Genomic DNA, 20,871 nt, shown 5'->3' on the forward strand with positions numbered 1-20,871 from the left:
CCTTCCGCATTCCTGATCCCTCGAGGAGAGCACCGTGAACGACTCGTCCCCGCAGCAGTACCTGGTCGTCGCCAACGACGAGGAGCAGTACTCCCTCTGGGAGGCCGGCCGGCCCGTTCCGCTCGGCTGGTACGACCAGGGCGTGCGCGGCACCAAGGAGGAGTGCCTCGCGCACGTCGAGCGGGTGTGGACCGACATGCGCCCGCTCAGCCTCCGCGTGAGCATGGCCGGCTGACCCGACGATCCCCGGGCACCACGCCGCCCGGCAGACCCCACCGCGGGCTGCCGGGCGGCGCGGCGGTGCCGGAAGGAACCCCGTATGACCAGCTCGTACCCCGGCGGCTCCGCGTCACCGCGCCGCCGCACCCCGCTGGCCGCCCTGGTGGCCGCCTCCGGGATCTCCTCGCTCGGCATGGCGGCGACCCTGGTCGCCGTGCCCTGGTTCGTCCTGCACAGCACCGGCAGCGGCACCCGGACGGGGCTCGTCGCCACCGCCGAGGTGCTGGGCCTGCTCTGTTCCGCCGTGCTCGCGGGTCCGGTGGTCGACCGGCTGCCCGTGCGCGCGACGAGCATCGCAGCGGACCTGTTGACGGCCGCCGCGATCAGCCTGATTCCGCTCCTGCACGCCTGGGGCGCCCTGCCCCTGCCCGTCCTGATCGTCCTGGTCTTCCTGGTGGGGGCCGCGCGCGGACCGTCCGACACCTCCAAGCAGTTGCTCCTGCCCGGGGCGATGGCACGCGCGGGGGTCACGGCGGAGCGGGCCACGGGAGCCGTCGAGGGGGCCCGCCGGATCGGCATGATGGCGGGGGCGCCGCTGGCCGGTCTGCTCATCGCGACGGTCGGCCCCGTGCGCACCTTGTACGCGGACGTGGCGGCGATGGTGCTGGTCGCCCTCCTCGTGGCGGCCCTGGTGCCGGCGTCGGCCCGCCCCCGCCCGGCCGACGGCGTACCGTCGCGCGGTTCCTACGCCCAGGAACTGCGTTTCGGGCTCGGGCAGTTGCGCCGGGACCGGCTCCTGGGGGCGATGGTGGGGGTCCTGATGCTGACCAACGCCCTGGACGGGGCGCTGAACGGCGTGCTCTATCCGGCGTACGGGACCCAGGTGCTGCGCAGCAGCGCCCTGTTCGGGGCGATGGTGACCGCCATGGGGGCCGGCGCGCTGCTCGGGGCGGCCCTGTACGGCTGGGCCGGCCACCGGATGCCACGGCGGGCCGTCTTCGTCGGGGCCTTCGTCCTCGTCGGGGCGGTGCGGTGCGCCGCACTGGCCGTCGAGCCCCGGACGGCGGTGCTGCTGACGGTTCTGGCCCTGTCCGGCATCGGGTCGGGGGTCGTGGGTCCGCTGATGATGTCGGTCGCCTACGAGCGGGTGCCCGAGGAGGTCCGGGGGCGGGTGTTCGGTCTGCTGGTGGCCGCCGCGCTGGCGGCTACCCCGCTGGGGATGCTCGGCGCGGGGCTGGCCCTCGACGCCTGGGGTCTGGTGGCGGCGCTGCTGGGCACGGGGGCGCTGTACCTCGCGGTCACGCTCGCGCCGCTGGTCTTCCCGGTCTGGCGGGAGCTCGACGCCCGGGACCCGGCGGAGCCCGCGGAGCCCGCGGAGCCCGCGGAGCCCGCGGAGGCGCCGGTCGGGCGCGAGCTGGGCCCTCCGACCGCCGTAGGAGCAGGAATCCTGACCGAATAGGTAAGTTATGAGGGGATTTGCGACCCCTCACCATCGCGCCAGGCAGCTTGATGAACAGTCTGATCGATCACCGAAGCGCCCGGGGCACGGCAAGGTTGGTCCTGCACCGACCGGCGCGGACGGCCCACGAAGTGGTTCGCGCCGAGACCAGACCGCTCGCACTCCTGGGGATCCCATGCTCAAGCGTTACGTCATCGCCCTGTCCGTGACCGCGGCCGCGCTGCTGCTGCCCGCCGGCGCCGCTCAGGCCGCCGACGGCACCACGGACGCGACCACCGTGACGACCACCACCGGCGGCGAGGACACCACCACCCAGACGCCGCGTCAGATCGTGACGCCCAGCGGCCGGGTGGTGACGGTCGGCACCACGACGAACGGCCGACTGCGCGACATCAACGACAGCTCCTGGGGCGGCTGATCGCACCGGCCCGTGAGGGCCGGACGCAAAGGGGGGAGGGAGGATCGCACCGCGATCCTCCCTCCCCCCTTTCGTGCACCGAGCCGTCAGTCACCCGCACCGTTGAGGGAGATGACGGCGTACTGCGCCTGCGGTGCGCCGACGCACCTGCGCGACCACCGGGCCGGTACGTACAGCAGCTCGCCGGGCAGCAGCCGGCACTGGAAGGACTCCGGCCGGCCGTTCTCGCCGGTCCCGGTCAGCTGCCAGGTCACGGCGCCGGCGATCTGGTGGATCAGCAGGTGTTCCCGGTCCCCGGGCTGCCCGGTCCAGACGGCGTCCACACCGACGCCCGGGGCGGACCCGGCCGTCTCCACCCGGTCCAGCCGGACGGACAGGCCGGTCAGGGAGGCCAGTTCGGCGGTGAACCGGTCCACCTGCGCCGGGCACACACCGCCACCCGCAGGACCCGCCCCGGCGCCGACGACGCCATGGGCGTCGTCGGCTTCATCTGCGTCATCGGCGTCGCCGAACGCCGGGTTGTCGTACTCGGGCCACAGCACACCCGGCGCCCGATCCAGGTGGACCGAGAGGAACAGGACGATCTCCCGCAGGTGCGGGGCTTCCCGTTCGCAGGCTTCATCCGGCATGTCCATTACGTGCCCCTCTTGTTCGGCGGCTCCACAGCTCCCATCTCAGCAGCATGCGACACGCCCGCTGACCGCGACAGACACGAAAACGCGTGACACCAGGTCAGGAGGGCTGTACCGGCTCGCCGTCCGCCTCCGCATCCGGGTCCAGCAGACCGCGCGCGGCGGCGGCCACACCGGCCTGGAAGCGGCTGCCCGCACCCAGCTCCTGCATGATGTCGGCGATGTGGCGCCGGGCCGTGCGCAACGACATGCCCAGGCGCCGCGCGATGGCCTCGTCCTTCAGGCCGGCCGCGAGCAGCCGGATGATCGTCTCGTGGATCTCGCGGGCCACCTCTTCGAGCCCCTGGCCCGCCGCGGCCGAGAACGGCGAGGCCAGGTCCCAGGTCTGGTCGAAGATGTTGCACAGGTAAGCGACGGTCGAGGGCTCGCGTATGACCACGGCGCCCCAACTGCCGTCCGAGACGGGTATGAAGGCCAGTTCCCGGTCGAAGGCGATGAGGCGGCCGAAGAGTTCGTGCGCGGTGCGGTACTGCGCCCCCAGCACGGAGGTGGCGGCGACGTAGGCCTGGCTCGGCCCGTTGAAGCGGGCCGTGTGGTGGTAGAGGGTCCGGATCGAGATCCCCCGCTGGAGCATCGTCTCGTCCCGCCGCAGCGCCTCCTGCATGGCCTCCGGCACCCTGCCGCCGCCCCCGGGCTGCGAGCTGAGCATCTCGGTCGTGCAGTTGAGCGAGGCCCGGTTGAGTGCCCCGCGCACGTCCTCCAGGCTCTCCAGGACCTCCAGCGACTCCCCCGTGGAGCGGCGGCCCAGATAGTGCGGCAGGAAGCGCCCCAGGTCCTCGCGGATCCCGCTGATCTCCCGCTGCTGCTCGCGGATCTGCGCCTCCAGGGGCGCGACGAGCTGCTCGGCGGCCGTGTCGGGGGCCACCGCGAAGGCCACCGCCGGGTCGATCGGGCTCACGTGCAGCAGGCGTGCGGCGCGCAGGCGCGCCACGCTGCGCCGGACCTCGTCCGCGTCCCGCCCCGTACCGGCGGCCACCGCGTCCACGTCCACCGTGCGGTGTTCGAGCACCCATCCGTAGACATCGATGTCAACATCAGCGCTGTTCGGATCCGGCGCCACGTCAGATGTTTGCATTGCCCCACTTTGCCTTTTTTGCCCCTGGTCGCTTTACTGCCAGGCACTTTGGTGAGGTGCCCGCCCCCTGGCGCCAGGATATGCAGGGCGAAAGGCTGTACCCGACGAACAGCAGCGGGTGTCCGGCCACTTCAGGCCCCGGACGTCCGAAACGGTGCGATCACACCCAGCGTGATCGCACCGTCACCAGGGGCGCCGAACCCCCGCTGCTCCCCCTTCACCTTCGACCCGGAATCCGGAGCCCCACATGCTGCACACCACGCTCACCGCCCGCGCACCGGAGCTGCCCGCCCTGACCCCCCGCGAGCAGGAGGTGCTCGCCTACCTCGCGCAGGGGGACACCTACCGGATGATCGCCTGCCGGATGGGGCTGAGCCCGCACACGGTCGACACCTACCTGCGCCGGCTGCGCAGCAAGACCGGCGCGGTGAACCGGACCCAGCTCACCCACATCGCGTTCCGGCTGGGCTACTGAGCCGGCCGCGCGGCCGCGGCACCGGCCCCGACCTCCGGGGCATCGTCCTCGAACTCGCGCATCCGCCGCAGCGGGGAGCAGAGCAGGACCAGCGGTGCCGCCGACAGGGCGGCGGCGCACAGCCACAGCGCGTTGCGCACGCCCAGCAGTTCGCCGAGGAGCCCCGCCAGCAGACCGCTCAGGGGCAGTACGCCCCACACCAGGAAGCGCATGGTGGCCGTCATCCGGCCGAGCAGGTGCGGCGGGCAGACCGTCTGTCGGTAGGTGACCTGGCAGATGTTGTACAGGGTGACGCCGGCCGACTGGACGAGCGACCCGAGCACGAACAGGCCGATCCGCCAATCGTTGTCGGCGAGCGGAAGCAGCAGCCCGAAGGGCATGGTCACCAACAGGGACAGCCACGTGAGCCGGGCCGCACCGACGGCCCGGGTCACCCGGTCCGCGGCGGTGGCCGCGAGCACCGAGCCGATCGTGGCGGTCGTCAGCACCCAGCCGAGGGCCGCGGGCGGCAGCCCCACGGTGCGGGTCAGGAAGAGCACCTCGATGGCCATCACCGCGCTGAGGAACAGGTTCACGGCAGCCGTGTTCAGGGCGATGAGCCGCAGGATCCGGTGGCTCAGGACGTAGCCCAGCCCCTCCCGGATGTCGCGCAGCAGGTGCCGGCGCGGGGCGGGCTCCGGCTTCTCCTCCCGGGCCCCGATCCGCCCCAGCAGGACCACGGACACCAGTGAGGTGACCGCCTGCCCGGCCAGCGTTCCGGCCGCGCCCAGCAGTTGCACCAGGAAGCCGGCGACGCCGGGTCCTGCGAACTCGGCTCCCGAACGCACGGTCTCCAGCTTCGAGTTCCCCGCGATCAGGGTGTCCTTGCCGATGAGGGTCGGCAAGTAGCTCTGATCGGCGACGTCACCGAACAGCCGGGCGCAGCCGAGCAGCAGGGCGACTGCGTACAGCAGCGGCATCGAGTGCAGGTCCAGCAGGTAGGCCACCGGCAGCGCCGTCAGCAGGACGGCGCGCGCCAGGTCGGCGGCCATCATCACGCGGCGCTTGCGCATCCGGTCCACCCAGGCCCCGGCGGGCAGTCCCAGCAGCAGGAACGCCGCGTGTTCCGCGGCGGACAGCAGACCGGCCTGCCACGCCGAGGCGTCGAGGGTGAGCACCGCCATCAACGGCAGGGCCACGTACGTGATGCTGCCGCCCAGCTCGTTGCAGATGTGCGAGGACATGAAGAGCCGGAAGTCCCTGCGCCGGCGGCGCTGCACGGCCTGGACGGCCTGGACGGCCTCGGTGGACCCGGTGGGCTCGGCGGACTCGTCGGTGGTGACGGACACGGGTGCGTTCCTTGTCTGGTCGCGGACCGGGTCCGCGGGCTGCTGGTTCATCGGGGGTCCGGCGCGGGGAGCGCCCTGGGGTCGAGCTTGCCGCCCGGAGTCCGCGGCAGCCCGTCCATCAGTGTCACCACGGCCGGTACGAGGTACCCGGGCACCTTGGCCAGAAGGTGACGGCGCAGGCCGTCCGGGGTGAGGGGACTGCCGGGGGCGACGGCGGCCCAGGCGGCCAGCTGCGGGCCGTCGGCCGCCGGGACGGCGCGGGCGACCACGTCGACGACGTCGGGGTGGGCGGCCACGGCCGCCTCCACCTCCTTGAGTTCGACCCGGTGGCCGCGGATCTTGACCTGGTCGTCGGCGCGCCCGAGGAAGACGAGCGGGCCGCCGGGCGCACGGGTGACGCGGTCGCCCGTGCGGTACATGCGCGCGCCCGGGGCGTCGGCGAACGGGTCCGCGACGAACCGCTCGGAGGTCAGCCCCGGCCGGCCGTGGTAGCCGCGCGCCAGGCAGGAACCCGCCAGGTACAGCTCGCCCGCGGCGCCGGGGGGTGCCTCGCGCAACTCCTCGTCGAGGACGTAGGCGCGTACCCCCGCCAGCGGTTCGCCGAGCGGGATCAGCTCGTCGCCCGCGAAGCCGGCCAGTTCGGCCGGTCCCGGCTCGTAGGAGGTGGCGGTGATCGTGGACTCGGTGAGGCCGTAGCAGCTGATCACCGGGGGATGGCCGGCGGTCGTCCAGCGCGTCAGGTCCGCGGTGCGGCCCGCGTCGCTGCCGATCACCACGCGGCGCAGTGCGGACGGCAGCGGCCGCGGTGCGCGCTCCAGGTCCTTGGCCCACTGCGACCAGTACGGGGTGGGCAGGTTGACGACGCTGATCCGCTCCTCGTCGAGGAACGGCTCCAGTTCCGCGGGCGAGAGGACGTTGTCCTTGACGAAGACGGCCGTGCCGCCCGTGCACCAGGTGGGCAGGGCCTCCTCCAGGCTGACGTCGAAGGCGGGGGCCGCGAACTGCAGGACCGCGTCCTCGGCGGTCAGCCCGTAGCGTCCGGCCAGGGTGGCGACCTGTGCGGCGAGTCCGGCGTGGCCGACCGCCACGGGCTTGGGCTGCCCGGTGGAGCCGGAGGTGAAGAGGACGTAGGCGAGGGAGCCGGGGGCGACGTCGGCGGGCCGGGCCTGCGACACGGGGGCCGCGGTCGTGGTGGAGGCCCAGAACAGCTCGCGCCCGGTGCGGCGTTGCAGCATCGCGGCCGCGTACGTGTCCGGGGCGACGGCGTGCCGGGTGCCGGCGGCCTCCAGCAGGGTGCGCAGCCGCTCGTCGGGGGCGTCGAGGTCCACCAGGAGGGGGGCCGCGCCCGCGTACCAGATCCCCAGCAGCCCCACCGCCCAGTGGACGCCGCGGCGCACCCCCAGGAGCACGGTGTCCTCCGGCCCGGCGCCGGCGGCGCGCAGTTCCTCGGCCACCGCGCGGGCCCGCCGGTCGAACTGGCGGTACGTCAGCTCCCCTTCGGGTGCGCGGACCGCGGTGGCCTCGGGCGTGAGCCCGGCCCGGTGCGCGATGCGCAGGGGCACGGGGGTGGTCTCGGTGGGGCTCATGGTGGTGGTGTCTCCTGGGGGTGCGGGCGGGCTCATCGCGGGGGCGCGGGGCGTCCGGGGTGTTCGCGGCATTCGCGGCGCGTTCGGGCGCCTTCGCGCGCGTCCGGGCGCGTCCAGGCGGGTTCGTACGCCTGGACGCGCGGTCGCGCCCGGTCAGTGCTGGTCGCGGGAGCGGGGGCGCAGGGCGGGGCGGGCGGGCGCGGTGGCGGCTTCGGCCAGGCGGGCGGCGATGCCCGCCGGGGTGGGCGTCTCGAAGAGGTCGCGGATGCCCAGTCGTACGCCCAGCTCGGTGCCGATGCGACCGGCGAGGCGGGTGGCGAGGAGCGAGTGGCCGCCGTGGGCGAAGAAGTCGTCGTCCATGCCCGCCTCCTGGAGGCCGAGGACGGACGCGAAGATCTCGCAGACCGTCCTTTCGGCGGGCGTGACGGGCAGCCGGCCGGCCGGGCGGTGCACGGTGGCCGGGTCGGGGAGCGCCTTGCGGTCCAGCTTGCCGTTGACGGTGAGCGGGAACTGCGGCAGGTGCAGGAACAGCGACGGGACCATGTAGTTGGGCAGGTTCCGGCCCAGTTCGGTGCGGACCTCCTCGGCGGTGGGGGTGCCGGTGAAGTAGCAGATGAGCCGTTGCTGGCCCGCGTGGTCCCGGTCGACGGCGACGACGGCCTCGCCGACGCCCGGTACGGCGCGCAGCGCGGTCTCCACCTCGCCCAGTTCGATGCGGTTGCCGCGGACCTTGACCTGGTGGTCCTGGCGGCCGAGGAAGTCGAGCTGGCCGTCGGCCCGCATCCGGGCGAGGTCGCCGGTGCGGTACATGCGGCTGCCGGGCACGGCGGAGAACGGGTCGGGGACGTAGCGCTCGCTGGAGCGGCGCGGGTCGCGCAGGTATCCGGGGCCCACGCCGGTGCCGCCGATGAAGAGTTCGCCGGGGACGCCGGGCGGTACGGGGGCGAGCGCGGCGTCCAGCAGGTAGAGGGTGTTGTTGCGCAGCGGGCGGCCGACGGGCAGCCGGCCGTGCTCCAGCTGGGCGTGCACGTCGGGGCCGATGAAGGCGTGGGTGTTGTCGTCGGAGCACTCGGTGAGGCCGTAGGCGTTGACGATCGCGGCCTTCGGGTGGCGCGCGTACCAACGGGTGCACAGTTCGGGCGGCAGCACCTCGCCGTTGACGATGAACCAGCGCAGCTCGGGCAGGGCCGGCGGCAGCACGCCGGTGTCCCACAGGTCGACGGCGGCGCGGACGAAGGAGGGCACGGTCTCCAGGACGGTGGTCCCGCGGCGGGCGGCGTCGTCGAAGAGGGCGGCCGGGTCGCGGGCGGTGTCCCGGGTGACCAGGTGGACCTGTCCGCCGGTGATCAGCGGGGCGAGCATCTGCCACACGGAGATGTCGAAGGTGAGCGGGGCGTTCATCACCACGCGGTCGCCGTCGCCGAGGTCGAGGTCCTCGACCTTGGCCAGGAGGTGGTTGTTCATGCCCCGGCGGTGGACCATGGCGCCCTTGGGCTTGCCGGTGGAGCCGGAGGTGAAGCAGACGTAGGCGAGGGCGTCGGGTCCGCCGGCCGGCGCCGGCCGCTCGCCCGGGGCGGCGGCCGCCGCGTCGTCGATGACCAGGACGGGCAGGCCGCCGGGGACGGCTGCGGCGATCTCCTCGGCGCGGGCCCGCTGTTCGGGGGCGGCCAGCAGGCGGGCGATCCCGCCGCTCGCGAGGAGGTCGGCGGTACGGGTGACGGGGCCCTCGGGGTCGAGGGGGACGTAGGCCGCTCCGGAGCCCAGGATGCCGAGCATCGCGACGGGGACCCGGGTGGTGGGCTCGCTCAGCACGGCGACCAGGTCGCCGGGGCGCACGCCGTCGGCGAGGAGGGCCAGGGCGAGGGCGTCGGCGCGGGCGACGAGGGCCGCGTAGCTCAGCTCGCGGCCGGCCTCGTCGGTGGTGGCGACGGCGTCGGGGCGGCGCTCGGCCTGCTGCCGTACGCGTTCGACGGCCTCCGCGTACTGCTCGTCGCGCGCGGTGTCGTTCCATTCGACCAGGACGCGGTGGCGTTCGGCGGGCGAGAGCAGGTCCACGGTGCCCACCGGGCACGACGGGTCCTCGGCGACGGCTTCCAGGAGCCGGGCGAGCCGTTCCAGCAGGGCCTGGGCGGTGTCCCGTTCGAAGACGTCCGGCCGGTAGTCGATCTGCAGGCGCAGCCGGTCGCCGGGGATGGCGGTCAGCGAGAGCGGGTAGTGGGCGGCGTCGTACGGGTCCACTGCGGTGACGCGGAGCCCGCCGGCGCCGAGGGCGGCGAGGCCGGCCTCGTCGACCGGGTAGTTCTGGAAGGCGACGCAGGAGTCGAAGAGCTCCCCCGCTCCGGCGAGCCGCTGGATCTCGACCAGGCCCAGGTGGTGGTGGTCGATCAGCCGCGCCTGCTCGTCCTGGAGCCGTTCGAACAGCGCGACGAGGGACTCCGCGGGGTCGATCCGCACGCGGACCGGCACGGTGTTGATGCACAGGCCCACGATGTCGGCGACGCCGGGCAGTTCGGGGTCGCGGCCGCTGACGATGGCGCCGAAGACCACGTCCTCGGAGCGGATCTGCCGGCCGAGCAGGAGCGCCCACGCGCCCTGGAGCAGGGTTCCCGAGGTGATGCGGTGGCCGCGCGCGAGCGCGCCGAGCCGCTCGGTCAGGGACTCCGGGAGGTACGTCTCCACGCGGTCGGGCAGGACCGAGCCGGGCGGCGGGGACACGGGCGCGGTGCGGGTTCCGCCCGCCAAGCCGTCCAGGGCGCGGGTCCAGGCGTCCTGGGCGGCGGCCGTATCGCGGGTGTGGAGCCGGCCCAGGAAGGCGGAGTACGGGGTGACCGGGCCCAGGGGCGCGTCGTCGGCGTGGTGCAGGGCGAGGAGTTCGCGCACCAGGACCGGCCAGGACCAGCCGTCCATCAGGATGTGGTGGTAGGTCAGCAGCAGCCGGTGGGACAGCGGGCCGGTGCGGATGAGGGTGAAGCGCAGCAGCGGCGGCCGGGCGAGGTCGAAGCGGGTGGCCCGGTCCTCGGCGAGGAGGGTGTCGACGGCGGCGGCGCGCTCGACCGTGCCGAGCCCGGACAGGTCCATCTCCTGCCAGGGAGCCCGCACGCCGCGCTGGACGACCTGGGCGGGCTCGCCCGTGGCGCGGCGCAGGAATCCGGCGCGCAGGTTGGCGTGCCGTGCCAAGGCGGTGTCGGCGGCGGCGCGCAGCCGGTCCGCGTCGAGGGGGCCGTCGAGGTCGAGGAGCAGCTGGGCGACGTAGACGTCGCGTTCGTCCTCGTCGAAGAGGGCGTGGAAGAGGATGCCGTCCTGGAGCGGGGAGAGCGGCAGGACGTCCTCGACCAGGGAGCGCGCGGCGGGTGCGGCGGGTGCGGCGGCAGGGGCGGGGGTGGACGGCGGGTGGTTCACGGTGGTGTTCCTTCTGTGGTCAGGCGGTCTGGGTGCGGCGGGCCCGGCGGACGATCGGCGGGTCCTCGGCGCCGGCGCCGGCGGCCGCGGCGGCGGGCAGGGCGGCGGCCAGTTCGGCGACGGTGGGGCCGGTGAAGAACTGGCGGATGCCGACGGCGGCTCCGAACCGCGCCGTGACCTCGGCGAGCAGTTGGGTGGCGAGCAGGGAGTGCCCGCCGAGGTCGAAGAAGCTGTCGTGGACGCCGATCCGCGGCAGGCCGAGGACCTGTTCCCAGATCGCGCACAGGGCGCGCTCGTCGTCGGTGCGCGGTTCCTGGTGGGCCCCTGCGGTGCCGGCCGTGGCCGGGTCCGGCGCGGGCAGGGCGGTCAGGTCGGTCTTGCCGTTGGCCGTCACGGGGAAGGCGTCCAGCAGGGTGAGGGTGGCGGGCACCATGTAGTCGGGGAGCCGGGCGCGCAGGTGTTCGCGCAGTTCCTGCGGGTCGGGTGCGGGGGTTCCCTCGGCGGGGACCGCGTAGCCCGCGAGCGCGGGTCCGGCGGCCGTGTCCACGACGGTGACGGCGGCCTGGCCCACCGCCGGGTGGCAGGCCAGGGCGTGCTCGATCTCGCCGGGTTCGATGCGCAGTCCGCGGATCTTGACCTGCCGGTCGGCGCGGCCGAGGTACTCGACCTGGCCGTCGGTGTTCCAGCGGGCCAGGTCGCCGGTGCGGTACATGCGGGCGCCCGGGGGGCCGTACGGGCAGGCGACGAAGCGTTCGGCGGTCAGCGCCGCCCGGCCGAGGTAGCCCTGGGCGAGACCGGCGCCCGCGATGTAGAGCTCGCCGATGACGCCGGGTGCCACGAGGCCGAGCCGCCCGTCCAGGACGTGGAGCTGCGTACCGTCGAGCGGCCGGCCGATGGGGACCTGCCCGCCCGGGGCTTCCTGGCCCGGGCCGACGGCGAAGGTCGCGGCGAAGGTGGTGGTCTCGGTGGGGCCGTAGGCGTTGGTGACGGTGGTGTCGGGGCAGGCCTCGCGGACCCGGCGGACCATGGACGGCGAGGCGGCCTCGCCACCGGTCATCACCTCGTGCAGCGTGCCGAGTGCGGGCAGGCAGCGGTCGGCGAGGACGTTGAAGAGGGTGGCGGTGAGGAAGGTTCCGGTGACCTTCTCCTCGGTCATCAGCCGGGCCAGCGCGTCGACGTCGAGCTCGCCGGGCGGCGCGACGACGACCAGGCCGCCGTTCAGGAGCGGCACCCACATCTCGTAGGTGGAGGCGTCGAAGGCGTGCGGGGAGCGGAACAGGACCCGCTCGTGCGCGCCGCCGCGCCAGCGCCCGTCGGTGGCGAGGGCGACGACCTCGCGGTGGGCGACGGCCACGCCCTTGGGGGTGCCCGTGGAGCCGGAGGTGTACATCAGGTAGGCGAGCGCGTCGGGATGTCCGGGGGGCCCGGCCGGCGCGGCGTCCCCGGCCGCGTCGGCGGGGGCCGCGTCCGGGCGCAGCACGTGGCGCGGACCCGCCGGTACGGGCTCGCCGTCCGGGAGGTCGGTGACGAGGACGGCGGCTGCTGCCGCGGTGATCACGGCCTCGGTACGGGCGCGCGGGGCCCGCGCGTCCAGCGGCAGGTAGGCGGCGCCCGCCTTGAGGATGCCGAGGCAGGCGGCGACGAGGTCGGCCGAGCGGTCCATCAGTACGGCGACGGCCTCGCCCGGGCGGACGCCGAGGGTGCGCAGCCGCCCGGCGATCCGGTCGGCGCGGGCGCCCAGTTCGGCGTACGTGGTCTCCCGGCCGGCGCAGAGCACTGCGGCGCGGTCGGGGTGGGCGGCGGCCCGCTCCTCGAAGGCCCCGTGGACGGTGCGGGCGTCGGTGGCGACGCTCGCGCCCTGCCAGTGCTCCAGGAGGTCGGCGCGCTCCCCGGGCAGCAGGACGTCGAGTGCGGAGAGCGGGACCCCGGGTTCGCGGACGACGGCGCCGATGAGGTGGACGAGCCGGTCCAGCAGGCGCCGGGCCGTCGTCCCGTCGAACAGGTCGCTCGCGTACTCCAGGCCGAGGGCCAGGCCCCGGGGTTCTCCGGTGGCCGGGTCGTGGAGCTCTTCGACCTCCAGGGTGAGGTCGAACTTGGCGGTGTCGGTGCGTACCGCCTCGACCTGCGCGGCCAGCCCCGCGAAGGCGGGGACCTGCGGCTCGGTGCGCTGGGCGGAGACGGCGACCTGGAAGAGCGGGTGACGGGCGGGCGAGCGGGCCGGGTTGAGGCGTTCGACCAGCGATTCGAAGGGCAGTTCCTGGTGGGCGTACGTCTCCAGGGCGGCGGACCGCACCCGGGCCAGCACCTCCGTGAAGGCGGGGTCGCCGGAGGTGTCGGCGCGCACGATCAGGGTGTTGACGAAGAGTCCCACGAGGTCGGTGAGGGCTTCGTCGTCGCGGCCGTCGACGGGGCAGCCGAGCGGCAGGTCGGTGCCGGCGCCGAGGCGGGTGAGCAGGACCGCGAAGGCCGCCTGGACGGCCATGAACGGCGTGGCGCGGCCGCCTTGGGCCAGCGCGGCCAGCCCTGCGTGGACGGCGGCGTCGGTCCGTGCCTCCACCAGTGCGCCGCGGTGGCCGGCGACGGCCGGGCGCGGCCGGTCGGCGGGCAGGGCCAGTTCCTCGGGCAGGCCGTCCAGGGCGGCCGCCCAGTGGGTGAGCAGCCGGGCGTGCAGGGAGGCGGGGTCCTGGGCCGGGCCGAGGAGTTCGCGCTGCCACAGGGCGTAGTCCGGGTACTGCACCGGCAGTTCGGGCCACTCGGGCGGGCGGCCGGAGCACCGGGCGGTGTAGGCGGCGGCCAGGTCGCGGACGAGGACGTTCACGGAGTGGCCGTCGCCCGCGATGTGGTGCAGGACCAGGAGCAGGTAGTGCTCCTCGTCCCCGTCGGTGAACAGGTCGGCGCGCAGCGGCGGTTCGGCGGCGAGGTCGAAGGGCCGGGACGAGGCCTGTGCGGCCCGCCGGGCGCGTTCCGCGGGCGGGCAGACGGTGACGGTGAGCGTCGGGGTTGCGTCCGCGGGGTCCAGGACCCGCTGGTGGGGGCGGCCCGCGGCGTCGGGGAAGACGGTGCGCAGGGCCTCGTGGCGGCCGCTCACGTCCGCGAGCGCGGCACGCAGGGCCGGGCGGTCGAGGGCGCCGCGCAGCCGCAGCCCGACGGGGATGTGGTAGAGCGCGCCGTCGGCGCCGTCCCGGGCGTGGAACCACAACCGCTGCTGGGCGTGGGACAGAGGGATCACAGCAGGGCTCCGAGCTGGGATTCGAAGGTGTCGAGGTCGGCCTGGCTGACCTGGGCGAGGGATACGTCGGAGGGGGTCAGCCCGCCGGCGTCCGGGCGGGCGGCGTGGGTGACGACGGCGCGCAGCATGGTGAACCACTCCTGCGCGAGGTCGTGGACCCAACTCCCCGGGAAGGCGTTGCCCGCCCAGGTCCAGGTGGCGCTGAGGGTGAGGCCGTCCGGGCCCTCGTGGGCGGCCGCGTTGACCTCCACGGCGTGGGCCATCGGCAGGCCTTCGTCGGCGTCGTCGAGGGCGAAGGCGTGCCCGGGCGCGGCGTCCCAGGGGGCGTCGCCGCCCATCGGGAACCGGCCGAGGTAGTTGAAGCCGATCTGGGGGATGCCGCGCGCGGCGAGGTCCGGCCCGGTACGGGAGTTGAGGTGGCGCAACAGCCCGAAGCCGATGCCCTTGTCCGGTACGGCGCGCAGTTCCTCCTTGACCAGGCGCAGGGCGGCGCCGACCGCGGGTCCGCCGGCGCGGGCCTCGTCGAGGTCGGGTCGGCCGAGGGCGAGGCGGACGGGGAACACGGTGGTGAACCAGCCGACGGTGCGGGACAGGTCCGTGCCGTCGGTGACGTCCTCCCGGCCGTGGCCCTCGACGTCGACGAGGACGGCGCCCTCCTCGTCCGTGCCGTCCTCGCCGTCGGCGCTGCGCCGGCCGAGGACGGCGAGGGCCAGGGCGGTCAGCAGGACGTCGTTGACGGTGCCGTTGACGAGTCCGGGCGCGGTGGTGAGCAGGGGGCCCGTCACGTCCGGCCCGAGGGTCAGGGTGAGGGTGTTGTCCGGGCTCTCGGGGTCGAGGCCGCCGGCCGCGCGGACCCCGGCGAGGGCCTGCGGGGCCTCGCGCAGCGCGGCGGCCCAGCGGTCGGCCTCAGCGGTCCGGCGGCCGGAGGTGGCCTCCGCGCGCAGCAGGTCGGCCCAGTGCGCGAACGGGGTGTGCGCCGGTTCCAGGACGGGCTCGCGGCCCTCGCCGAGCGCCGCCGCGCAGGTGCGCAGGTCGTCCTGGAGGATCCGCCACGAGACGCCGTCGACCACGAGGTGGTGGACGACGAGCGCGAGGCGTCCCTGCTGTCCGGCCCCCCGGTCGAGGAGTACGGCGCGCAGCACGTGGCCCGCACGGGGCGAGAGCAGCCGACGGGCCGCGCTCATCCGCTCCCGGGCCAGGGCGGGGAGTTCCCCGTCGCCCGTCCCGCGTGCGTCCACGTGCTCCAGCAGGTCCGCCGCGGTGACGGAGCCCGCGGGCGGTACGAGCGGCTCGGCGCCGCGGGCGCCGATCCCGTCGGGCAGCCGCAGGCGGAGCATCTCGTGGGTGTCGAGGAGGGCCTGGACGGTGCGTTCGGCGGCGGCCGCTCCGAAGCCCGGCGGGGTGCGCACGACGAGCGACTGGTTGTACGTGTCGACGGGACCGCCGAGTTCGGCGAGCCAGCCCATGATCGGGGTGGGGGTCAGCGGGCCCAGCCGGCGCGGGGGCACGGCGGGGCCGGTGCCCTCCCCCGCCCGGCCGTGGGCGCGGGCGGTGGCGGCGAGCGCGTTCACGCTCTCGGCGCGGAGCACGTCGCGGGTGCTGACGACGAGGCCGGCCGCGCGGGCGCGGCTGACGACCTGGATCGCCTGGATGCTGTCCCCGCCGAGCCCGGTGAAGCTGTGGCCCGCGTCGACCTCGGCGCGGCCGAGGACCTCCGCGAAGAGGGTGCGCAGGGTCCGTACGGGGTCGGCGCCCGTGTCGGTGTCGCCGCCGGTGTCGGCCGGCTGCCCGGTGGGGTGGACGGGCTCAGCCACGGGGCGCGTTCCCGGCGAGGGCGGCCACCAGGGAGGCGGGGCGCATGTCGGTCCAGACCCGCTCGACGTGGTCCAGGCAGGCCTGGCGGCCGTCGGGGCCGTGCACCACGGTCCAGCCGGCCGGGACGGGGTTGGCGGCGGGCCACAGGGAGTGCTGGAGCTCGTCGTTGCGGACCACGACGTAGGTGGCGTTGTCGTTCTCGAAGGGGTTGCTCATGGCGGTTCGCCTTTCGGGTCGGGTGCGGCCGTACGGTCGTACGGCCGCCTCGCGGAAGGAGGAGTGACGGTCGATCAGGAACGGGGCGCGGCCTCGATGTCGAGGCGGAGCAGGGCCCGTGCCGCGTCGAGGGCGGCGTGCACGCCCTCGGGCTCCGGGTGGCGGGCGATCACGTGCCCGAGGCGGTCGGAGGCGCTGCGGGGCCTGCGTACGGGCGTGCCGGGGGCGGCGGTGACCAGCACCGACTCGACCCCTTCGACGGCGGCTGCCTCCCGGGCGCCGTGGGCGGCCGTGAGGATGCCGTCGGCGTCGGCGAGGACGAACTGGATCCCGGCGTGGCCGGCCCCCTCGGCCTTGAGGTGCGGGGGCAGGCCGAGGGCGGCACGGAGCTGTTCCCCGAGGAGGTCCACCCCGGTGGCCAGTCGGATCAGTTCGGGGATCATGCCGCCGGCCGGACGCGGGTTGATCTCGATGAGGGCGGGCCCTTCGGCGGTCAGTTTGACCTCGGTGTGGGTGGCTCCCAGGCGGATCCCGGCCGCGTCCAGGGCCGCCGTCACCGTCTCGGTGATCTGCTGGGCGGTGGCGGCGGGCAGCGGGGCGGGGAAGAGGTGGCGGTGCTCGACGAAGTGCGGGGTGGCCGTCACGGACTTGGCGGTGATGCCGACGCACACGGCCTGCCCCTCCCCGCTGAACATCTCGACGCTGTACTCCGGCGCGTCCAGGTACTCCTCGACGAGGACGGTGCGGGCGGTGGGCATGCCCCGGACGTTGGTGTCGATCGCGAGGATCTTCTCGATCTGGGCGCGGGCCTCCGCCTCGTCGGCGCAGAGCAGGACGTTGGTGGAGCCCGAGTCGTCGGCCGGCTTGACCACGCAGGGCAGTCCGGTGCGGGCGACGGCCTCCGCCGCCCCGGCCGGCTCGTGCACGAGGGCGTACCGGGGCTGGCGGACGCCAGCGGCCCGCATCCTCTCGCGCAGGGCGGACTTGTCGCGGCAGACGGCCACGGCGTCGGGCGGGTTGCCGGGCAGGCCGAGCCACTGGGCGATCCGGGCGGCGGCCGGTACGTAGAAGTCGCTGGTGGTGGTGACGCCCGCGATCTCCTCGCGGCGGAAGCGTTCCTGTACGGCGGCGCGCAGCGCGGCGTCGGAGTTGGTGTCGCAGCGCACCACCTCGGCGCCGGTGTCCGCGAGTCCCCGGTAGCGGTCGGGGTCGCCGGTCAGCAGGACGGGTACGGTGCCCAGTTCGCGCGCCCGGTCCAGGGCCAGCATGCCGGTGCCGGTGGTGTTGGACTCCACGAACAGCAGGTGCCGCCGGATCCCGGCGGGCGGGCTGTAGGCGAGGGTGGACCAGGTATGGGCGGTCCCCTCGGGGCCGAGGGCGGCCGGCGCGGTGGCGGTGGGCACCTCGCGCAGCCGGTGGGCGTCCCAGTGCTCGTCGTTGTAGACGGTGTCGGCGTAGCGGTCGCCGCGGTCGGGCAGGATGCCGACGATCCTGGTCCCGGGCTCGGCGCGGTCGGCGAGGCCGGTGAGGACCCGGTAGACGGAGCCCGAGGTGTTGCCGCCGAAGATCTGCTGCTCGCGGGCGAGGTCCCAGGTCGCGGCGAAGGCCTCGTGGTCGTTGAGCCAGTGCACCTCGTCGACGAGGGTGCGGTCCAGGTTCTTGGGCAGCAGGCTGTTGCCCAGCCCGCTCTGCAGCCGCTGCGGTACGTCGGGCTGGCCGAAGAGGGCGCTGCCCACGCAGTCGACGCCGACGACGTGCAGGGCGGGGAGGCTCTCGCGCAGCGCCCGTGCGGTGCCGCATAGGGAGCCGCCGCTGCCGACGGCCCCGACGAGGGTGTCGAACTGACCCAGGTCCGCCAGGAGTTCACCGGCGAGGGTGCGGTAGGCGCCGGGGTTGTCGGGATTGGTGTACTGCTGCGGCCAGAAGGCGCCGGGCAGTTCGTCGAGCAGTTCCGCGAGCCGCTCCAGGCGGGCGCTCTGCCAGCCGTGGCTGGTCATGGCCGCGACCACGTGCACCCGGCAGCCCAGGGCGCGGAGTTTGGCGAGGGTGACGGGGTCGATGCGCGGGTCGGTGACGATGTGGACCTCGTGGCCCAGGGAGCGGCCGACGAGGGCCACGCCGAGGGCCATGGTCCCCGAGGAGCTCTCGATGACGGGGGCGCCGGGCTTCAGGGTGCCCAGTCGCCGGGCCTCCAGGAGGATGTTGCGGGCGACGCGGTCCTTCATGGCGAAGAGGTTCTGCAGCTCCAGCTTGGCGTAGACCTCCACGCCGCGGGCCTCGCCGAGGCGCAGCCGGACCAGCGGGGTCGCGCCGATCGCGTCCGTCACGGTGTCGAACAGCATGGTCAGATCTCCAGCTCGGTGGGGTGGGCGGGCGCGGCCGTCGGGCTCCAGCTGTCGTCGGCGCCGAGGGAGCGGTGTACGGACACCTCTCCGCCGAGGGCGGCGCAGCCGGCCCGGATGTGCTCGGTCTTGCCCGCGAGGGCCGGGTCGTTCGCCTCCAGGAGGACGCCGAGCATGGTGCCGCTGTGGGCGAGCACCAGGCCCAGGCCGTCGACCTCGCGGCACAGGGCGTGCAGCTGCGCGAAGCCGGCGCGCCGGCGGCGGTGGGCGTTCATCTCGGCGCTGCGGGTCGCGACGGCGCCGACCTCCTGGAGGTCGCCGCGGGCCACGGCGTCGGTGAGCCGGTCCAGCAGGAGCGCGTACTCCTCCCGGTCGGCGGCGTCGATGGCCCGGGCTCCCCGGTTGTGCGCGACGGTGTCCACCTGGCCGCCCTCGTCGTGGGCGACGACGGTGAGCGGGGGCAGCACGCCGAGGCGGCGACCGAGGCGCACCTCCCGGTGGTGGAAGGCGACGATCTCGTCGTACATGACCCCGTCGGCCGGTTCGATGCCGCGCAGGAAGTCCTCCGTCTCGGCCGGGGTGAACTCGCGCCCGTGGGCGGCCCCGACGGCCCGTACGGTGGCGACGAGGTCGGCGGAGGAGCTGGCGAGGCCCTTGCCCTCGGGCAGGTCCCCGGCCACCTCCAGGAGGCCGCCGTCCGCCGCGCCGAGGGCGGCCAGGACGGCCTCGGCGACACGACGGGACTTGGCCTTGTGGGCCGGCCGCACCTGGACCTCGCGCCGGCCGGGGCTGGGGTGGAAACGGGCGGTGGCCCAGCGGGCGAGGGGGAAGGTGACCAGGAAGTCCCCCTGCGGGTGGGGCAGGGCGCCCTGGAGCAGTTCTCCGAAGGTGCCGAAGGCGCTGCCGGAGCCGGGTCCGAGGACGGAAGCCGGTCCGAGGACGGAGGCGGTCCTCCCTCCGGCGGCGTCAGTGGGCGTGCTGTACGCGGGCGCGGGTGCCATCGCCGTCCTCCTGGTGGATCTCGTCGTCGGTCGCGCCGTACAGGGCGCGGTCGCCTTCCTCGGCGCCCGCGCGGACCGCGGCGGCGCGCAGTTCCCAGTCGGCGCCGAGCCGTTCGTACGTCTCCTGCTGGGTGCGCAGTACCGCGCGCACGGCGTCGGGGCGGGCCGAACCGGCGGAGACCATGCGCTCCAGGCCCCGGTCGACGTCGAAGGCCTCGGCGAGGAGCCGGGCGGGGTCGGCGAGGGTGATGCCGCGTCCGGCGGCCGCCTCGACCAGCAGGGCGGGTTCGCCCGGGGCGGGGGCGGCGCCCGCCGCCGCGGCGAGCACGACGTACTTCCCGGCGACGACCTGGGCGGTGCGCCAGGGCACCCCTTCGGCGAGGCAGAGGGCGTTGGCGAGGCTGAAGCCGCCGAGGAACTCGCGCTCGCACACCTGGCGCATGCGGTCGGCGCGGAAGGTCAGCCTGCGCAGCACCTCCGTGAGGAGGCGGACGGTGCCGTGGGCCGAGTCGAAGGCGTTCAGCAGGTGGGTGCCGGCCTCCTTGGAGACCTCGACGAGGTTGCAGAAGGGGGTGTTGCGCTGCCCCAGGAGCACGTCGAAGTGGAATGCGGTCAGGTGGGCGGTGCGCCCGCGGATGCGTTCCAGGACCGGGTAGTTCTTCTTCTGCGGCATGGCGGAGGAGATGCCGGACAGCTCGTCGGGCAGTTCGATGAAGCCGTACTCGCTGCCGCCCCAGGTCAGCAGGTCGGTGGTGAAGCGGCTCAGGGCGGTGCCCAGCAGGCTGAGTTCCGCGGTCAGTTCGGCGCTCCAGCGGCGCGAGGCCACGGCGGTCAGGGCGTGGGGCTGCGGCCGGGAGAAGCCGAGCAGCCGGGCCATCCGGTCGCGGTCCCAGGGCAGTTCCTGCCCCGCCATGGCGCCGGCGCCCAGCGGGCAGGCGTCGATGCCGTCGTACGCGTTCAGCAGCCGGGCGTGGGTGTGCAGCAGGTGCTCGGAGAGCGCGGCGAGGTGGAAGCCGGGGGTGATGATCTGGGCGGCCTGGAAGTGGGTGTACCCCGGCATGGGCAGGTCGCAGGTCTCCTGGGCCAGCCGGTGCACGACGGCGGCGAGTTCGAGGAGGGCTGCGGCGAAGCGGGTGAGCTGGTCGCGGCCGTACATCACCTGGGCGCAGGCCTGCAGGTCGTTGCGGCTGCGGTCGGCGTGCCAGCGCACGACCGGGGCGGGCAGGCCCGCCTCGACGTGCCGTTCGAGGGCGAAGGCGATGTCCGACATGTTGGCGCCGGGCTGCGCGCTGAGGGTGTCGGGCCCGACGGAGTCCAGCAGGGCGGCGATCCGGTGGGCCTCCTCGGCGGTGATCAGGTCCATGCGGACGTACTCGGCGGCCAGGGTCTTCTCGATGGCGACGTAGTGGCGCAGCAGGTGGCGGGACTCGAACCCGAACTGCGGGGCGAGCACTTCGTCGTGCAGGAGTTCGGCGGGACCGCCGCTGATCCGGCCGCTCAGCTCTGGGGCGGGCCCCGGGGTGTCACTCGTCACGTGGTGTGTTCCGTTCCTGTTCTGGTGCGGGGCGCGTCGGCGCATGCCTCGTCGACGCGCGGCGCGGGAAGGGGGGGACGGGT

Annotated in this window: 15 protein-coding genes; 4 read left to right on the forward strand and 11 right to left on the reverse strand. The window is 74.7% G+C overall.

All coding sequences use genetic code 11. The features are described from left to right. The first annotated feature begins 34 nt into the window (after positions 1 to 34). The 3 genes from OG386_RS08810 (at position 35) to OG386_RS08820 (ending at position 2,096) form a co-directional block, all read left to right on the forward strand. Positions 35 to 235 carry an MbtH family protein gene (locus OG386_RS08810; protein WP_327381990.1) on the forward strand — a complete coding sequence of 67 codons (201 nt, stop codon included), beginning with the start codon at positions 35 to 37 and terminating at the stop codon, positions 233 to 235. Positions 236 to 319: 84 nt separating this feature from the next. Then, positions 320 to 1,678 (forward strand): MFS transporter, encoded by a 1,359-nt coding sequence (locus tag OG386_RS08815; protein WP_328787607.1) that lies wholly within the window; start codon positions 320 to 322, stop codon positions 1,676 to 1,678. A gap of 175 nt (positions 1,679 to 1,853) precedes the next feature. Continuing rightward, on the forward strand, positions 1,854 to 2,096 hold the full coding sequence (locus OG386_RS08820) for a hypothetical protein (protein ID WP_328787608.1): 243 nt from the start codon (positions 1,854 to 1,856) through the stop codon (positions 2,094 to 2,096). An 86-nt stretch (positions 2,097 to 2,182) separates the two neighbouring features. Here the strand turns inward: OG386_RS08820 and OG386_RS08825 are convergent, their stop codons facing one another. Next, positions 2,183 to 2,731, reverse strand: a complete 549-nt coding sequence (locus OG386_RS08825) for a hypothetical protein (RefSeq protein WP_328787609.1) — start codon at positions 2,729 to 2,731, stop codon at positions 2,183 to 2,185. A 97-nt stretch (positions 2,732 to 2,828) separates the two neighbouring features. After that, positions 2,829 to 3,863 (reverse strand): helix-turn-helix transcriptional regulator, encoded by a 1,035-nt coding sequence (locus tag OG386_RS08830; RefSeq protein WP_328787610.1) that lies wholly within the window; start codon positions 3,861 to 3,863, stop codon positions 2,829 to 2,831. Between the two features lie 247 nt (positions 3,864 to 4,110). Between OG386_RS08830 and OG386_RS08835 the strand changes: the two genes are divergently transcribed. Continuing rightward, on the forward strand, positions 4,111 to 4,338 hold the full coding sequence (locus OG386_RS08835) for a response regulator transcription factor (protein WP_030016799.1): 228 nt from the start codon (positions 4,111 to 4,113) through the stop codon (positions 4,336 to 4,338). Here OG386_RS08835 and OG386_RS08840 read toward each other — a convergent pair. From OG386_RS08840 to OG386_RS08880, 9 genes are all read right to left on the reverse strand, one after another. Continuing rightward, positions 4,332 to 5,666 (reverse strand): MFS transporter, encoded by a 1,335-nt coding sequence (locus OG386_RS08840; protein ID WP_328787611.1) that lies wholly within the window; start codon positions 5,664 to 5,666, stop codon positions 4,332 to 4,334. The genes OG386_RS08835 and OG386_RS08840 overlap by 7 nt on opposite strands. A gap of 47 nt (positions 5,667 to 5,713) precedes the next feature. Beyond that, entirely contained in the window at positions 5,714 to 7,252 is a 1,539-nt protein-coding gene (locus OG386_RS08845; protein WP_328787612.1) for an amino acid adenylation domain-containing protein, read from the reverse strand. A 153-nt stretch (positions 7,253 to 7,405) separates the two neighbouring features. Beyond that, complete coding sequence (locus tag OG386_RS08850) at positions 7,406 to 10,651, reverse strand: non-ribosomal peptide synthetase (RefSeq protein ID WP_328787613.1); 3,246 nt, start codon at positions 10,649 to 10,651, stop codon at positions 7,406 to 7,408. Positions 10,652 to 10,670: 19 nt separating this feature from the next. Further along, positions 10,671 to 13,880 carry an amino acid adenylation domain-containing protein gene (locus tag OG386_RS08855; RefSeq protein ID WP_328787614.1) on the reverse strand — a complete coding sequence of 1,070 codons (3,210 nt, stop codon included), beginning with the start codon at positions 13,878 to 13,880 and terminating at the stop codon, positions 10,671 to 10,673. Next, a complete protein-coding gene (locus OG386_RS08860) occupies positions 13,877 to 15,694 on the reverse strand; it encodes a condensation domain-containing protein (protein ID WP_328787615.1) in 1,818 nt (605 codons plus the stop codon). Before OG386_RS08860 ends, OG386_RS08855 begins: the two co-directional genes overlap by 4 nt. Next, positions 15,687 to 15,911, reverse strand: a complete 225-nt coding sequence (locus OG386_RS08865) for an MbtH family protein (protein WP_189741799.1) — start codon at positions 15,909 to 15,911, stop codon at positions 15,687 to 15,689. Before OG386_RS08865 ends, OG386_RS08860 begins: the two co-directional genes overlap by 8 nt. Before the next feature lie 74 nt (positions 15,912 to 15,985). Then, positions 15,986 to 18,253 carry a pyridoxal-phosphate dependent enzyme gene (locus OG386_RS08870; RefSeq protein ID WP_328787616.1) on the reverse strand — a complete coding sequence of 756 codons (2,268 nt, stop codon included), beginning with the start codon at positions 18,251 to 18,253 and terminating at the stop codon, positions 15,986 to 15,988. Between the two features lie 2 nt (positions 18,254 to 18,255). Further along, positions 18,256 to 19,254: a GHMP family kinase ATP-binding protein gene (locus OG386_RS08875; RefSeq protein WP_328787617.1), complete on the reverse strand. Its 999-nt coding sequence runs from the start codon at positions 19,252 to 19,254 to the stop codon at positions 18,256 to 18,258. Beyond that, the gene (locus tag OG386_RS08880; protein ID WP_328787618.1) at positions 19,220 to 20,788 is read right to left on the reverse strand and encodes an argininosuccinate lyase; all 1,569 of its coding nucleotides are present in this window, start codon (positions 20,786 to 20,788) and stop codon (positions 19,220 to 19,222) included. Before OG386_RS08880 ends, OG386_RS08875 begins: the two co-directional genes overlap by 35 nt. Positions 20,789 to 20,871 lie beyond the last annotated feature (83 nt).

Origin of the sequence: Streptomyces sp. NBC_00273 (assembly GCF_036178145.1) — a bacterium.
Taxonomy (GTDB): Bacteria; Actinomycetota; Actinomycetes; order Streptomycetales; family Streptomycetaceae; genus Streptomyces.